Origin of the sequence: Arthrobacter sp. NQ7 (assembly GCF_029581595.2) — a bacterium.
Classification (GTDB): Bacteria; Actinomycetota; Actinomycetes; order Actinomycetales; family Micrococcaceae; genus Arthrobacter; species Arthrobacter phenanthrenivorans_B.
Genome location: NZ_JARFXU020000007.1, coordinates 113,246 through 128,535, shown reverse-complemented (window position 1 = coordinate 128,535; position 15,290 = coordinate 113,246). Strand labels below are relative to the sequence as shown.

16 protein-coding genes and 1 tRNA gene are annotated in these 15,290 nt (G+C 67.7%); 8 read left to right on the top strand and 9 right to left on the bottom strand.

The window, feature by feature from the left end; genetic code table 11:
- Positions 1–9: 9 nt before the first annotated feature.
- The 3 genes from PUN71_RS10235 to PUN71_RS10225 form a co-directional block, all read right to left on the bottom strand.
- Complete coding sequence (locus PUN71_RS10235; protein WP_277798300.1) at positions 10–777, bottom strand: class F sortase; 768 nt, start codon at positions 775–777, stop codon at positions 10–12.
- A gap of 180 nt (positions 778–957) precedes the next feature.
- Complete coding sequence (locus tag PUN71_RS10230) at positions 958–1,794, bottom strand: DUF4397 domain-containing protein (protein WP_277798299.1); 837 nt, start codon at positions 1,792–1,794, stop codon at positions 958–960.
- A gap of 116 nt (positions 1,795–1,910) precedes the next feature.
- Complete coding sequence (locus PUN71_RS10225; RefSeq protein WP_043449959.1) at positions 1,911–2,927, bottom strand: LacI family DNA-binding transcriptional regulator; 1,017 nt, start codon at positions 2,925–2,927, stop codon at positions 1,911–1,913.
- A gap of 157 nt (positions 2,928–3,084) precedes the next feature.
- Between PUN71_RS10225 and PUN71_RS10220 the strand changes: the two genes are divergently transcribed.
- Together PUN71_RS10220 and PUN71_RS10215 are read left to right on the top strand one after the other, a co-directional pair.
- Complete coding sequence (locus PUN71_RS10220; protein WP_277798298.1) at positions 3,085–3,426, top strand: YciI family protein; 342 nt, start codon at positions 3,085–3,087, stop codon at positions 3,424–3,426.
- A 51-nt stretch (positions 3,427–3,477) separates the two neighbouring features.
- Positions 3,478–4,041 carry a M23 family metallopeptidase gene (locus tag PUN71_RS10215; protein ID WP_277798297.1) on the top strand — a complete coding sequence of 188 codons (564 nt, stop codon included), beginning with the start codon at positions 3,478–3,480 and terminating at the stop codon, positions 4,039–4,041.
- 74 nt (positions 4,042–4,115) lie between these two features.
- On the opposite strand, the gene PUN71_RS10210 is transcribed toward PUN71_RS10215, so the two are convergent.
- Positions 4,116–4,188: transfer RNA gene (locus PUN71_RS10210), tRNA-Lys, on the bottom strand.
- 246 nt (positions 4,189–4,434) lie between these two features.
- On the opposite strand from PUN71_RS10210, the gene PUN71_RS10205 reads away from it, so the two are divergent.
- The 4 genes from PUN71_RS10205 (at position 4,435) to PUN71_RS10190 (ending at position 7,626) form a co-directional block, all read left to right on the top strand.
- A complete protein-coding gene (locus PUN71_RS10205; protein WP_043449967.1) occupies positions 4,435–5,094 on the top strand; it encodes a hypothetical protein in 660 nt (219 codons plus the stop codon).
- Positions 5,095–5,407: 313 nt separating this feature from the next.
- Positions 5,408–6,025: a DUF47 domain-containing protein gene (locus tag PUN71_RS10200; protein WP_043449970.1), complete on the top strand. Its 618-nt coding sequence runs from the start codon at positions 5,408–5,410 to the stop codon at positions 6,023–6,025.
- Between the two features lies 1 nt (position 6,026).
- Positions 6,027–7,037: an inorganic phosphate transporter gene (locus tag PUN71_RS10195; protein WP_277798296.1), complete on the top strand. Its 1,011-nt coding sequence runs from the start codon at positions 6,027–6,029 to the stop codon at positions 7,035–7,037.
- Between the two features lie 181 nt (positions 7,038–7,218).
- Complete coding sequence (locus tag PUN71_RS10190) at positions 7,219–7,626, top strand: hypothetical protein (RefSeq protein ID WP_277798295.1); 408 nt, start codon at positions 7,219–7,221, stop codon at positions 7,624–7,626.
- Between the two features lie 91 nt (positions 7,627–7,717).
- Here PUN71_RS10190 and PUN71_RS10185 read toward each other — a convergent pair whose 3' ends face one another.
- The 5 genes from PUN71_RS10185 to pstS form a co-directional block, all read right to left on the bottom strand.
- Complete coding sequence (locus PUN71_RS10185) at positions 7,718–8,131, bottom strand: hypothetical protein (RefSeq protein WP_277798294.1); 414 nt, start codon at positions 8,129–8,131, stop codon at positions 7,718–7,720.
- Between the two features lie 92 nt (positions 8,132–8,223).
- Positions 8,224–9,003 (bottom strand): phosphate ABC transporter ATP-binding protein PstB, encoded by a 780-nt coding sequence (gene pstB, locus PUN71_RS10180; protein WP_043449976.1) that lies wholly within the window; start codon positions 9,001–9,003, stop codon positions 8,224–8,226.
- A 65-nt stretch (positions 9,004–9,068) separates the two neighbouring features.
- Entirely contained in the window at positions 9,069–10,181 is a 1,113-nt protein-coding gene (gene pstA, locus PUN71_RS10175) for a phosphate ABC transporter permease PstA (RefSeq protein WP_043449978.1), read from the bottom strand.
- Positions 10,182–11,114, bottom strand: a complete 933-nt coding sequence (gene pstC, locus PUN71_RS10170) for a phosphate ABC transporter permease subunit PstC (RefSeq protein ID WP_277798293.1) — start codon at positions 11,112–11,114, stop codon at positions 10,182–10,184.
- 102 nt (positions 11,115–11,216) lie between these two features.
- A complete protein-coding gene (gene pstS, locus PUN71_RS10165; protein ID WP_277798292.1) occupies positions 11,217–12,338 on the bottom strand; it encodes a phosphate ABC transporter substrate-binding protein PstS in 1,122 nt (373 codons plus the stop codon).
- A 252-nt stretch (positions 12,339–12,590) separates the two neighbouring features.
- Here pstS and PUN71_RS10160 point away from each other — a divergent pair, with 252 nt between their 5' ends.
- Both PUN71_RS10160 and radA read left to right on the top strand, forming a co-directional pair.
- The gene (locus PUN71_RS10160; protein ID WP_277798291.1) at positions 12,591–13,718 is read left to right on the top strand and encodes an FUSC family protein; all 1,128 of its coding nucleotides are present in this window, start codon (positions 12,591–12,593) and stop codon (positions 13,716–13,718) included.
- Between the two features lie 43 nt (positions 13,719–13,761).
- Positions 13,762–15,135 carry a DNA repair protein RadA gene (radA, locus tag PUN71_RS10155; protein ID WP_277798290.1) on the top strand — a complete coding sequence of 458 codons (1,374 nt, stop codon included), beginning with the start codon at positions 13,762–13,764 and terminating at the stop codon, positions 15,133–15,135.
- Positions 15,136–15,290: the final 155 nt, after the last annotated feature.

Genomic DNA, 15,290 nt, shown 5'->3' with positions numbered 1-15,290 from the left:
GGTCACCGCTTATGCAGGGGCAGCAGTGACAATCACATTGTCGCTGTAGTCCATGCGCTCGTCCAGCCACCGGCCGCCGCAGGTGACCAGCTTGAGTTCGTGTGGACCGTGGCGGCGGAACACCGAGCCGGAGTCGAATCTGTCCTTGGCCATCAGTTCCACGCGCACCACCCGGTAGGTGAGCGCCGGGGCATCCTCGCGGCCCACCCGGATCAGTGTTCCGGCCGCAAGGGACTTCAGCGCCGAGAACGGCGCCCTGTCGGAGGTGGTGTCGATATGGCCGGCGATGACGGCGGTGCCTTCGGCTGCCCCGGGGGCGGGACCGAATTTGTACCAGGCGGCACGGTCGAACACGTCGGGTATCTCCATCGCCCCGCCGCCTGATACTCCGGCAGGTACCACGGGCATGCTGATGGAGGTCCCGGACACCGAGAGTGACGTGGGGGCCGGGACGGACCGGGGGGCGGGCGGCGGAGTCGCCGGCCGGATCTGGATGGCGCTGGTCGAGGGAACAGCGGGCGAAGGAACGGCCGGCGGGGTAACAGCTGCCGGTGAAGGCGCGGCAGCGCCGGCCGGGGACGGGGCGGCGGTCGCAGGGGCCGGGGAACCGGCGGCCGGTGGGACGGGGGCCGTCTCACCGGCGCCGGCGGGGCCCGCAGTCCCGGCGGTACCGGCCGGACCGCAGCCCGAAAGAACCAGTGCGGCAGCAAGCACCGCCGCCGCAGCGCCCGGGGAACGGCGGCGGTCCGTTCCTGCCGGCGTCGTGCCTGTCTTCATGCCTGCTGTCCTCCCTTCAGCACCGGGTAGCCACCCTCAATGGTGCCCGGCGACCCGGATCCGGCGCCGGACCACCAGGGCGGGCGGCCACCCGGCGCATCCTCACCAGCAGTCAGGGGAGCCGTCCCGCATTGCCGGGCCGGCTCCCCTGCGCTGGTCCTTCAACAGCTTCCGCCCGCGTTACAGCTCCGCGCGCCGGGTCCTGACGGCGCGGGCCACGCCGACCGCTCCGGCCAGGAGGGCCAGTGCCGCCAGGCCGAAGCCGGCAGTGGCAACGGCCGGGCCCGCACCGCCGGCATCCGCTGAACCGTTAAGGGCACCGGGAACCGAACCCGGGGCGGAATGCAGTCCGTCGATGGTCTGCACGGCGAGCTTCAGGTTCTGGTCCTGCAGGCTGCCCCAGGCGTAGACGATGGTGTGCGTTCCTTCGGTGACCGCCACGTCCGCGGGGCCGAGCACCGGGGTGGTGGTGCCAGCGGCGGCAACCGCGGCAGGGACCGTGCCGGCGTCGAGGGTCAGGGTCTTTTCATTGGGGTTGGCCAGGTTGCTGATGACGGCGGTGCCGCCGGCCAGGACGTCGACGGCGGGGGCAGCGGCTGCGTGCCGGACCGTCAGTTTGCCCTTGCCTGCGGGTATCTGGGACACGTCATTGGTGAACAGGCTGGCCGTGGGTTTGCCATCGGCACCGAGGTGCGCGGCGGCGGTGTAATTTCCGTTGGCGGCAAGGTTGACGCTGACGGGGCCGATCGCCGGTGCGGAAGCGTCTGCGGCGTCCGCTGCCGTGATGGCGATGTTGTACGTGCCGGCCGGGAGGGCCAGCGGTCCGGCGAGGGTTCCGGGAGTGAAGTCATCCAGGGTGCGTTCGCCGTTGACCCAGACGTCCACGGTCAGTCCGGGGACGCCATGCAGCACGGAAAGCTGCGCGTCCCCGTCTGCTGCGTGGGCTGGGCCTGCAAGAGCGATTGCGGCTGCAATGGCTGCTGCACCGGCACCTGCGGTGAAGATTGTGTTGCGCATGTCCATCTCCTTGAGCGGCCCGGCTGCCGGGCGTCTTTTGCTGACACCCCTACTACCGGCGCAGCCCCGGATTTGGATGCAGATTCATGGAGATTTTTTTGGCTTCTTTCTTCCGCCTATGGGGCGGGGGCGGCGGTGCTGGCCCGCAGGACCAGTTCGGGCGGAACCACGGTGGAGCTCACAGCGGCACCGGACTCGATCTCCTTGAGCATGATGTCCATGCAGCGGCGCCCCAGTTCCTCGAAGTCCTGGCGGACAGTGGTCAGCGGCGGCGTGAAGTACCCCGCTTCCGGCTGGTCGTCGAAGCCCACCACGGAGACGTCGTCGGGCACCTTGACCCCTGCCTCGGTGAACGCGCGCAGCAGGCCCAGGGCCATCTGGTCGTTGCCCACGAAAATGGCCGTGGCCGTCAGGCCTGACGCCAGCCGGCGGCCGATGGCGTAGCCGCTGCCCGCGCTCCAGTCGCCCTCGACCAGCAGGGATTCGTCCAGGCCGGCCTCCCGCAGGGCCGCCCGCCACCCCTCCGCACGTTCGGCGCCGTCCGTCCAGTCCGGCGGCCCGGCAACGTGGCCGATCTTCCGGTGCCCTTCCTTGATGAGGTGTTCGACGGCGAGCAGGGCGCCCGCGCGCTGGTCCACCATTGCGCCGCTGACCGAGGCGCTGCCGGTGGAACCCACGGCCACCACGGGCACGGGAAGGTTCAGCTGCTCGAGTACGTCAACGGTGTCCGCATGCGGCACCAGGACGGCAATCCCGTCCACGGCCTGGTCCATGAAGTGGCCCACGGCGTTGGAGATCGCCTCCCGGCTGACTTCCCGGAGCGCGGCGATGCTGACAAAGTACCCGGCGTTGCGGGCCGCCTGCTCAACCCCCAGCAGGGTGTTGGCCGGGCCGTACTGGGACAGTTCACTGGCCAGCACGCCGATGGTCTGCGAGCGCCGAGTAACCAGGCTCCGGGCCGCGGTGTTGCGCCGGTACCCCAGTTCGGCAATGGCAGCCTCGACTTTTTCGCGCGTCGCTTTGCTGACATTGGGGTGGTTGTTCACCACGCGGGAGACAGTCTGGTGCGAGACGCCGGCCACCTTGGCCACGTCTTCCAGGCGCGGCATCCGGCCCTTGCTGGTTTTCGGCATGTGCCTATTGTGCCTGTTGGCGTGTTTCCGGCATGCGGCACATGCCGGAAACCACAGCGGCTTCGTGCGGAGCAGCGGCTTTTGGAGCCTTGCGCGGCCCGTGCCCGGGGGGAAGGATGGGGGTGATCCCGCGCCTGTAAAGAAGGAGCCCGGCGGCATGACCAAGTACCTGATCTCGTTCCCCAGCGGCGCCATGGACATTCCCGACGGCGGCCTGCAGGAAGTAGCGGATGCCGCGCACGCCGTGGTGCAGGACGCGAAGGACGCCGGCGTCTGGGTTTTTGGCGGCGGCATTGACGAGGGCGTTCCACCCGTCATGGTGGACGGCGGCGGAACGGTGCGTGAAGGCACCTATCCCCAGACGGCGCAGATAGAAGGCGGCTACGCGGTACTGGAACTTCCCACCTACGACGCCGCGCTGCAGTGGGCCGCGAAGATGGCGGCAGCCTGCCGCTGCGCACAGGAGGTACGCGCCTTCGCGTACGACCCCGCCAGCTGAAGGCCCCGGCAGATCCGTGGAGCTGGACTACCCGTTCACGGGAACCTGGCGGTGCAGAACTCTCCGGCCAACCGCGTGCCCAGCCACGGGACGCGGTTGTTTGCGACTAGCCATGCCATCGATTTCACGCCTGTGGACCGGGACGCGCGTTCGGCGCCAATCACCCTGGCTGCGTTGTTCCGGCCCCAGCCGCCGGACCGCTTCGTGGGCTTTGGCAGGGCCATCCTGGCGCCGGTCTCCGGGACGGTGCACGCCGCCCACGACGGGGAGCCGGACCATGCAGCCTTCCGCGGCTTCCCGTCAATCGGCTACGCGGTCACCCAGGCAGGGAGGGTGCGGGCGGGCTGGCTGGGCCTGGCCGGCAACCATGTGGTGATCGAACGCCTTGGGGTGTTCGTCGCCCTGTGCCATCTGCGGTGCGGGAGCGTCGGTGTCCACCCGGGGCAGCGGGTGGTGCCTGGGGACGTGATCGGCGGATGCGGCAACTCGGGCAACAGCACGGAACCGCATCTGCATGTCCAGGCGATGGATGGTCCTGATCCGGGGCGTGCGGCAGCCGTTCCGATCTCATTCCCGGGCGGGCTGCCGCGGAACGGGACCGTTGTGTCCGGATAAGGGCTTCGGGACGGCTTCGGAAACAAAAAGGGTGTCCGCCCTGACGCCGGGCGGACACCGCGAATTCGTGTGGGTGGGCCCTGTGGGGCTCGAACCCACGACCCACGGATTAAAAGTCCGATGCTCTACCAACTGAGCTAAAGGCCCCTGCCGGCCGGTCAGACACGTAGTGTCCACCCGTTCGGCCCAATCCATTTCTGGACGTTAATACTCTAACCCATGCTTCCGGCGGCTTTGTCACATATCCCGGGCTCCGGCGTCGTGCATTCCTGCCACCCGGTCACGGCACTTGCCGCAGCCCGAAGACTCCTTTTCCGCGCCTCACACCGTGCATCCCCGGATGGTCCGGCGGATGCTCGATTTCCGCTGCGGCACAGGAGTAGCGTGGGGGGCATGAGCGAGCAAGCAGGAACCAGTCCTTACGGCGGCGGCAACCGGCACCACAAGCCCAAACCTTTCGCACCGATGGACTTCGAGCCCTTCGCCGGCGGGGCCGACCCCGCCCGGGTTTCCGAGGCCGCCCACCTTGCCGCCCAGGCCCTGGTCCGCCATGGCCGCGACAGCGACGATCCCGTGATCACCGAGCGCCTGGTGAAGCTTGCCGACGAACAAGGGCTGGATGCCATCGCCGAGATGTGGGCGGAAAGCCCTGCCCGCTCCCTCCCCGGCGCCCTGTGGCGGCTCTACGCCCTCCGCGCCGCCACCGTCCAGGACCCCGAACGGATCTCCGTCTACTTCCGTGCGGGCAGGGACACGGCGCAGGTCTCCAACGTGGTGGCCGGCGCCGCCGAACCGCCGGGCGCTGATGAAATGCGTACCATGGCCGATGCCATCCTTTCCGGCGCGTTCGACGGCGATTTCGACGTCGCCCTGGAACGTTCCGCAGCCTTTTGCCGCGTCGTTGCCCTGGGACAGGCCACCCTCGCCGACGGCGCCGAGCACGCCAACGAGGCACATGCCAGCAAACTGACCCGCAACTCGCACCAACTGGTGAAGACCGCCGAAGACCTGGAACACGCCGCCAACGCGTGGCGCCTGGGTGAGCTGGACTGATACCTTTCCAGTCCCCGGAGCGCCATTCGGGGACGACGCCGGCCGCCGCTGTCAAGATTGACTTGGGCCGGACGAAGTAGAAGACTGAAACCGGTGCCGAGCCGCGAAACCCCCGGGCTTCAACAATTAGCCGCCTAGAGCGGCCTACCGCCGAGAGGCGTATCCGGTTCGGCACCATTTTTCTGCCCTCATCCGGGTGGCCAATTCAGGGCGTACTGTGACTGGCCGGTAGAGTAGGCGACAGTTGCGCGCCGGCGTCACGCCACACGGCAGCGACCCCCGCCTTAATAAGTCCCCGGAGACCGGTACATACGTGAAGCTGCGCCTTTTTCCCCAGGAGCCCGCCGGGCTGAACCTGCTCTCGCAGATGGCACACCAGATCGTGCTGGCCAGCGCCACCCTGGCCGAGATCCTTGGCGTACCGGCGGACGGCCACGCCAAGCTCGTGGAGGACATGCACAACATCGATGCGAAATCCGCAGAGCTGCATTTTGCCCTGCTGACCCATATGCGCACCAGCTTTGTGAACCCCCTCCCCAGGGAGGACATGTACGCCCTGTCCCGGTACCTCAACGAGGCCATGGAGAAGATGGACGCCGCCGCGGAACTGGTGGCGCTCTACAAGCTGGACCGCCTGCCCAAGCGTGCCGCGGACCAGCTCGAGATCATCAGCCGGCAGGCCGACCTGACCGTGGACGCCATGCGCCGGTTGAACAACCTGGACGACCTCGAGGACTACTGGATCGAAATCCTCCGCCTGGCCAAGCGGGCCGAGCGGACCCACCGGGTCTGGGTGGCGGACATGATCGCCGACATGAAGTGGGCCCAGTACTCCCGCAACCGTGACATCGCCAACCAGCTGGTGGAGGTCACCAAGGACATGCGGCGGGTGGCCACCCAGGTAGGCAGCATCATCGTCAAGGAGTCCTGAGGTGGCGCCAGCCATCTTCACCGCGGTGGTCCTGCTGGCTGCGGGATTCGCGTTCCTCAACGGCTTCCGTGACGCGTCCACCTCGGTTGCCCTTGCCGTGCGCAACAGGGCCCTCACCCCCAGCGTGGGCGTGCTCCTGGCCGCGTTCTTCAACTTTGTGGGCGCCCTTTTGAGCGCCTCCCTCGCGGTGGCGGCCAGCCAAAGCTGGATCAACCTCCCGCACGGCACCGACGGCCTTAACATCCTCGTTGCCGGACTGGCCAGCGCCTGCGCCTGGGGCCTGCTCATGTGGCGCCGCGGCATCCCCGCCTCGTCCACCCACGCCCTCGTGGGCGGCCTTGCCGGCGCGGGCCTGGCAAGCCTGGCCATCGGCGGCCCGGGCGTCGCCGGGGTGGACCAGTCACTCCTGTTCCAGGTGGTGCTGCCCCTGGTGCTGTCCCCGCTGGTGGCCTACAGCGGCTCCTTCCTCCTGGTGTATCCGGCCACCTGGGTGGCCCGCTACACCCAGCCCAACGTGGTGAACCAGCGGTTCCGCCGGGGCCAGGCCGTGGCCGCCGGGGCAGTCGCCTTCGGCCACGGACTGCAGGACGGACAGCGCGTCAGCGCAGTCCTGTTGCTGGCACTGCTGGCGGCAGGCTATTCCGACGGCGGGATCCCCACCTGGGTGGCCGCGCTCTCTGCCGTGATGATGACGGCCGGCACGCTTTTTGGCGGCTGGCGGATTTCGCACACCATCGGCTACAAGATCACCCGGATCGATCCCCTGCGCGGGTCCGTGGCCCAGACCTTCAGCGCGCTGATGCTTTTTGTCGGCGCCATCGCCCTGCATTGGCCGCTCTCCACCACCCATACCGTGACCGCCGGGGCGCTGGGCGCGGGGGAAAACCAGCATTTTTCCGTGACCAACCGGAAGCTGGTCATCCGGATCCTGTGGTTCTGGGCCCTGACTCCCCTCGCCACGTGCGCCCTGGCCTTCGTGCTGGCGCTGGCGTTGTCCCCCATCCCCGGATAACGCGCGGCTGCGCCGTCTAGCCCCAACCCTGTACAGCTCCGGTAACGGTGACGTAGATTCAAAGTGCGCCCCCGGACACTGATGCCGGGGACGGGCCGTCCCAGCCGGGTGCAGGGCCGTGGACGGGCGCCGCTGCAGCAACACGGCGGCCCGGATGCACAACGCGGAAAAGCTAGGCATCATGTCTCTCCCGTATTCCCGCGGCCCGCTGCCACAGCCCCGGCAGCTCCAGTGCGAGGCCTGCGGAACCGAAACGCAGCTCACCGTTCATGCCATTACGGCCATTGGTGCCGCGGGCGGGGACCTGGTGACGGTCTCCTACACCTGCAACGACTGCAGCCTCTTCCAGGAACACACCGCTTATGCCACCGACGTCGCGGCTGCCCTGAGCCAGGTCCGCTGGATGGCCAAGGTGGTCCTCTTCGGGGACGACTACATCCACTGCGGTTTTCCCATGGAGGAGGCGGAATTCGAGGTGGAGCGGCTCTGCTACCGCAGCAGCACCACGGCAAGCGGCCTCAACGCCGTGTCCCTGCCCACCCGCGTCCTGCGCTGCCAGTGCGGGTTCCAGCTGGAAGTCCCGGAATAGGTCCGCCGCGCCGGGCCACGTGGCGGGCAACCCGGACCGGCACGCAGCTGGGGCCGGGCAGGAACGGGGGCCGGGCCGGACCGGGGGCTGGCTAGAGCTGGGGAGCCGCCGGAGCCGGCCCTGCTGCCAGGACGGCAGCCAGCTCGTCCGCCGTGAGGTTTGCTGCGGTGCAGAGCTCGTCCTCTGCCACCCCGCACGCGGAGGCCTTGCGGACCGCCTGACGCAGCGACTCCAGGGCGTTGTCCAGCTCCCACTGCATGCTTTCCAGGTGCGAACTGGTCCGCCAGACCTCCGAGAGCACGTCGCCCTCGTCGTCCGCTCCGGTAACGGCCAGCGCGATGTGGGGTTCAAGCTCCGGGGTCAGCGGACCGGCGGCCAGGGGACCCGCCAGATCCGCAGCGGCGGCAAAGTCAGGCGCCACGGCAGCCGCCGACGGTGCCGGTCCGGTTCCGGGCAAGGAAACAGTAAGCTGGGGGCCCAGACCGCTGTTGGCCGTTTGCGTCATTGCCGAACTCCTTTAGTTGGCTTACTACTAGACATGAAAGTATCTAGTTAAGCGTACTAAATGATCGGGTGCACCGCCAACGGACCTGCTGCTTATCCAAAACGGCCTGAGACGTAGTCCTCGGTGGCCTTCTGGACCGGGTTGCTGAAGATCGTGTGGGTGTTGCCGTACTCGATCAGCTTGCCCGGCTTGCCGGTGCCCGCGATGTTGAAGAACGCGGTCTTGTCGGACACACGTGCGGCCTGCTGCATGTTGTGGGTCACGATCACTACGGTGTACTGGTCCTTGAGCTCATTGATGAGGTCCTCAATGGCAAGGGTGGAGATGGGGTCCAGTGCGGAGCACGGCTCGTCCATGAGGATCACCTGCGGCTCCACCGCGATGGCCCGGGCAATGCAGAGGCGCTGCTGCTGGCCGCCGGAGAGGCCGGAGCCAGGCTTCTCCAGCCGGTCCTTGACCTCGTTCCACAGATTGGCGCCCTTGAGCGAACGCTCCACCAGCACGTCTGCCTCGCCCTTGGAGATCTTCTTGTTGTTCAGCTTGACCCCCGCCAGGACGTTGTCGCGGATGGACATCGTGGGGAACGGGTTGGGCCGCTGGAACACCATGCCGATCTGCGAGCGGACCGTCACCGGGTCCACGCCTGCGCCGTAGAGGTTGTCGCCGTCCAGCAGCACCTCGCCCTCGACCCTCGCTCCTGGGATGACCTCGTGCATGCGGTTCAGGGTGCGGAGGAAGGTGGACTTTCCGCAGCCGGAGGGGCCAATGAACGCGGTGACGGACTTGGCCTCGATGTTGATGCTGACGTCCTCCACGGCGAGGAAGTCGCCGTAGTACACGTTCAGGTCCTTGACGTCGATGCGCTTAGACATGGTGTTCCTTCACTTGCTGTGTGTGGGTTGAAGTCTGTGGATGCGGCGGGCGAACCGCCGGCCGGTCAACGGCCTGTCTTGGGGGCGAAAATCCGTGCGACCAGGCGTGCCACCAGGTTCAGGACCATGACCAGGATGATCAGCACCAGCGCCGCTCCCCAGGCCCGCTGCGAGGAGGGGTCCGGGTTTGAGGGCGAGGTGGGGTTGAGGATCTGGGTGTAGATGAACGTGGGCAGCGATGCCATCCAGCCGCCGAACACGTTGGAGTTGATGCTGGTGGCAAAGCCGGCGGTGACCAGGATGGGCGCCGTCTCGCCGATGACCCGGGCGATGGCCAGGGTGACGCCGGACGCGATGCCGGAAATCGCCGTCGGAATCACCACCTTGAGGATGGTGCGCCACTTGCGGACGCCCAGGGCGTACGCCGCTTCGCGGAGTTCGTTGGGCACGATCTTCAGCATTTCCTCGCTGGAGCGCACCACCACGGGGATCATCAGGACCGACAGCGCGACGGCGGCCACGGCGCCGGTCTTGGTCCCCGGCCCCGCCACCACGAAGAAGAACGCGGCGGCGAACAGGCCGGCCACGATGGAGGGGATACCGGTCATGACGTCCACGAAGAACGTGATGGCCTTGGCCAGGCGTCCGTCCTGCCCGTACTCCACCAGGTAGATGGCCGTGAGCAGCCCCACGGGAACGGAAATCACAGTGGCCAGCAGCGTGATCTGCACGGTGCCGAGGATCGCGTGGTAAATGCCGCCCATCACCGGGCCGCCGCTTTCCACGGCCTTGTTGTCGAAGGCACCGGTCACGCCGTTCATGGAGGTGGTGAGGAATCCGGGGTCGATGAGGCCGGGAATGCCGTTGACCAGCACGGTCCAGATCACCGAAACCAAGGGCAGCAGCGCCACCAGGAAGGAACCAACCACCAGGCAGGTGGCCAGTTTGTCCTTGGCCTTGCGCGAGCCCTCCACCGCGCCGCTCCAGGAGACCAGGCCGGCCGCGAACAGGATCGCGGAGACCACGCCCCAGCCGAACGGGTTGAAGCCGGCCAGGGCCATGATGGCGGCGCCGACGATCAGGGCGGCACCGAGCACGGCATACGGTGCGTACTTGGGCAGCTGGCCCTTGGTGAGCGCTGACCGCTTGCTGCGGACGGGGGTGAGCGTGGAGGTCATTTAGTTGGCTCCCGAGAATTCCTTGTGCCGGGTAATGACCCAGCGGGCGATCATGTTCACGGCCAGGGTGATGATGAACAGCACCAGGCCGGCGGCGATCAGGGTGCTGACCTTGAGGCCGCTGGCTTCCGGGAAGTTCAGGGCAATCTCGGCAGCGATGGTCTGGTTTCCGGACTGGATCAGGCTGGCGGTGAGGGCGCCGGAGGAGAGTACCAGGGCAACGGCCATGGTCTCGCCCAGGGCGCGGCCCAGGCCCAGCATGACGGCGCTGATGATGCCCGGACGGGCGAAGGGCAACACTGCCATCTTGATCATTTCCCAGCGCGTGGCGCCCAGCGCCAGCGCCGCCTCCTCATGCAGCTTGGGGGTCTGCAGGAAGATCTCGCGGGACAGCGAGGTGATGATCGGCAGGACCATGACCGCCAGGACAATGCCGGCAGTGAGGATGGTCTTGCCGGTACTGGAGGCCGGTCCCTGGAAGATGGGGAGCCAGCCCATGTTTGCCGCAAGCCAGCCATAGGCCGGGGCGATTTCCTTGGCCAGGAAGGCAGCACCCCAGGCCCCGTAGACCACGGATGGGATGGCGGCGAGGAGGTCCACCACGTAGCCCAGGCCGGAAGCCAGCCGTCGGGGTGCGAAGTGGGAGATGAACAGTGCCACACCGATGGCGACGGGCGTTGCGATCACCAGCGCGATGACGGCGGCGATCAGGGTGCCGATCACGATAGGCCAGATGTAGGTGAAAAAGCCCTGGCCGCCCTGGATCTTGTCGGCGGGTGCGGTCAGCGCGGGAACTGCCTGGACCACCAGGAAAAGTGCGACGCCGAAGAGGACGGCGAGGATCAGGCAGCCGGCTGCCAGCGTGGCGCCGGAAAAGACTTTGTCCCCGGCGCGTCCGGCGCCCTGGGTACTGGTCAGGGTGGTGGCGGTCATTCGACGGCCCTTCGGTTCGTTGCGTGAAAGAGGAAGCGGGTGCAATGCCAAGTTCCCCGCGCTGCCTTCCGGCAGGCGGGGAACCCGGTTTTGCGGCGTTGGCTAGGACTTGGCCTTGATCGAGTCGATGGCCTTGACGGCCTTTGCGGCCAGGTCGGAGGACAGCGGAGCGGACTTGGCCGAGTCTGCGGCAGCCTTCTGGCCCTCGTCGGAGACTACGTAGTGCTCGAAGGCCTTCACCAGGTCAACGGTCTCCTGCTTGTCGTAGGTGGTGCACAGGACGTGGAAGGACACCAGGACGATGGGGTAGGCCCCTGCGATGGTGGTGGTGCGGTCCAGCTTGATGGACAGGTCGTTGGCGGCGCGGCCTTCAACGGGCTTGCCGGCATCCACTGCCTTGGCTGCTGCGTCCGCGGAGATCTTGGTGAAGGAATCGCCCACCTTGATCTGCGCAACGCCCAGCTTGCCGCTTACCGCGGAGTCGTCAGCGTACGTCACGGCGCCTGGGGTGTCGGTGACGGTCTTGACCACGCCGGAGGTGCCCTTCGCGTTTTCGCCCTGCAGGCTGGCAGGCCAGATACCGGCAGCCTTGTCAGTCCAGACGCTGGGGGCTGCGGCAGCCAGGTAGTCGGTGAAGTTCTGGGTGGTGCCCGAGTCGTCGGAGCGGTTGACCGGGGTGACCTTCAGGTCGGGCAGCGATACGCCTGCGTTCAGGGCGGCGATGGCGGGGTCGTTCCACTTGGCGATCTGGCCGCGGAAGATCTTTGCGACGGTGGTGGCGTCCAGCTTCAGGTCCGTCACGCCGGGGACGTTGAAGGCCACGGCGATCGGGGAGATGTAGACCGGGACGTTGATGGCGCCGTCGGGTCCGCAAACGGACTTGGAGGAGGCGTACTCGTCATCCTTCAGGTAGGCGTCCGAGCCGGCGAACTGGGCCGAGCCGTCCAGGATGGCCTTGCGGCCTGCGCCGGAGCCGTCCGGGGAGTACTGCACGGTGGCGCCGGAGTTGGCGGAGGCGAAGTTGGTCTTCCATGCGTCCATGGCGGCGCCCTGGGCGGAAGAGCCGATGCCGGTCAGCGTGCCGGTGACCTTGGGGCCGGCGGCGGACTGGTTGCCGGCAGGAGCGGTGCCCGTGGCGTTGTCTGAACCGCAGGCGCTGAGCGCGAGTGCGCCGGCTGCGATGACAGCGATAGCCGCGTGGCGGCCGAAGCGGAGTGCCTTCACTTAGATGTACCCCTTCCAGGGTTATTCAGGTGCGGGGACAGGGCCGGAGAACCCTGCTGCGCGATGCGTACGGTGTGTACCTTCAAGTAAGTTATGGGCCGCAGGTAACGGGATGGGCTGTCCAAAGTGAACGGAGGATTAACGACGGCGGGATATTGGCTGACATATGCCGGGTCACCATTGCGCGAATCACAGATGCGGCCGTAGTGGCCTGTCCCGGACGCCCCACCGCCACTGAATAGACTTGAACCCATGGCAATCGAAGCAGGACTCTTGGCAACCAGGCGGTTCCTGCGCAGCCGCGTCCGGACCGGGCTGATCCGGAGCCGCAACTCGTTTATCCCCGCCATCCAGATGACCGTCTGCGCGGTGGGCGCCTACGCCTTCGCGGAATATGTGCTGGGCCATTCCGGCCCGCTGTTTGCCGCCACCTCCTCCCTGATCGCGCTCGGGTTCTCCCGCGAGCCGCGGCTGCGGCGGGTGATGGAGGTGGGCCTGGGCTGCACCATCGGGATCGCCGTGGGTGACCTGCTCCTGCACTGGCTGGGCGGCGACATCTGGGTGGCCGCCGTCGTTCTTCTCTTCTCCATCCTGCTGGCCCGGTTCCTGGACAGCGGAAACATCTTCACCACGCAGCTGGCGCTGCAGTCGCTGCTGGTAGTGCTGTTGCCGGCGCCGTCCGGCGGCCCGTTCACCCGGAGCATCGATGCGGTGGTGGGCGGCCTGTGCGCCCTGCTGGTGACCATCCTCGTGCCCAAGGATCCCCGCAGGGAACCTCGACGGGACGTCCAGAAACTGCTGCACGAGCTGGCCGAGGTGCTGCGCGAATGCGCCGGGGCCCTGGTGAACAGCGACTCCACGCAGGCGTGGCACGCGCTTATCCGGGGCAGGAACTGCCAGCCCCTGGTGGATGCCATGCGCCAGTCGCTCCGTGCGTCCGGCGAAGTCGCCACGCTGGCGCCCGCCTACCGCCGGCACCGCGACGAACTCGACCGGTTGAAGCAGTCGCTGGACTTCATCGATCTGGCGCTGAGGAACAGCCGTGTCTTCGCGCGGCGGCTGACCAGCGCCATCAACCACACCGCCCTTTCGGACGACGCCACGGACAGCATCGCGGAGGTGCTCCAGGAGACCGCTGCCGCCATTGACGAACTGTCGCTGGGGCTCGCGGAAATGCACGACGGCGTCCGGCGCGCCCACCTGCGCACGGCCCGCCGGGACCTCAGTGAAATCGCGCTGCGGCTGCATCCGAAGCTGCTGCAGGTGCAGCGGCTGGAAGGTGAAACGGTGGTCATGCTGTTCCGGCCGCTGATGGTGGACCTGCTCGAGGCCACCGGCATGGACGCTGCCGAGGCACGGGACGTTCTGCCCGCGCTGTAGGCTCCCGCGAACAATGTCGGTGCCCGCCACTAGGGTTGAACGCATGGCAACAAAGACTTCCCGCGCTTCCAAGGCGCCCGCGTACAAATGCGCCGAATGCGGCTGGACCACCGCTAAGTGGGTGGGCCGCTGCGGCGAGTGCCAGGCGTGGGGCACGGTTGAGGAAACGGGCACGGCGGTGGCACGGACCACGGCCGCCACCACGGTGGTTGAACCGGCGCGGCGGATCGCGGACGTGGACGCCACCACCGCCGCGTTCCTCCCCACCGGGGTGGACGAACTGGACCGGGTGCTGGGCGGCGGCCTGGTGCCGGGCGCCGTCATCCTGCTGGCGGGTGAGCCCGGCGTGGGCAAGTCCACGCTGCTGCTGGACGTCGCGGCTAAGTTCGCCCGGACCGCCCAGGACGTCCTGTACGTCACCGGCGAGGAGTCCGCCGCGCAGGTGAAGCTGCGCGCCGAGCGGATCGATGCCGTCGCCGAATCCCTGTACCTGTCCGCGGAAACGGACCTTGGCCAGGCGCTGGGACAGGTGGAGAAGATCGAGCCACGGCTGCTGATCGTGGACTCGGTCCAGACCCTCAGCAGCGCGGATGTGGACGGCAGCGCCGGTGGTGTGTCCCAGGTGCGCGAAGTGGCGGCCTCCATCATCGCCGCCGCCAAGCGGCGCAACATGACAACCCTGCTGGTGGGGCACGTGACCAAGGACGGTTCCATCGCCGGGCCCCGCCTGCTGGAGCACCTGGTGGACGTGGTGTGCCAGTTCGAGGGCGAGCGGCATTCAAGGCTCCGGCTGCTCCGCGCCGTGAAGAACCGGTACGGCCCCACCGATGACGTGGGCTGCTTCGACCTCAACGAGAACGGCATCGAGGGTTTGGCCGATCCCAGCGGCCTGTTCGTCAGCCGCACCAAGGACCCGGTCTCGGGCACCTGCATCACCGTCACCATGGAAGGGCGCCGGCCCCTGCTGGCGGAAGTGCAGTCACTGCTTGCCGAAAGCCCCAATTCACAACCCCGCCGGGCTACCAGCGGCCTGGACAGTTCCCGGGTTTCCATGCTGCTGGCCGTCCTGCAGCAGCGCGCCGGGACCCAACTCCACAAGGACGACTCCTACGTCGCCACGGTGGGCGGGGTGAAACTCAGCGAACCGGCAACGGACCTCGCGGTGGCCCTCGCCGTGGCCTCAGCCAAGGCCCGCAAGCCCCTGCCCATCCGGCTCATTGCGTTCGGCGAGGTGGGCCTGGCAGGCGAGGTCCGGCCGGTCCCGGGCATCAACCAGCGCATCCAGGAGGCCCACCGCCTGGGATTCACCCACGCAGTGGTCCCTGCCAGCCACACCGGCCCGGGCCCCGTCCCTGCAGGATTTTCCGTCCGCGAAGTGGAGCACCTCACCGAAGCGCTCAGCCTCCTGATCGGTTAGGACGCGCCGGCCGGTTAGCAGGCAGCCATGTGGAACGCGCTGGCCGGTTGGCACGCGGGTAGCCAAGGGATACGCTCCGTGACAAAGGCCCCGTCGCGGGTACTGTGTTTGCAAGGCCTTTCTGCAGCGGGAGGTTTGCTCAAATTCGGCACTGG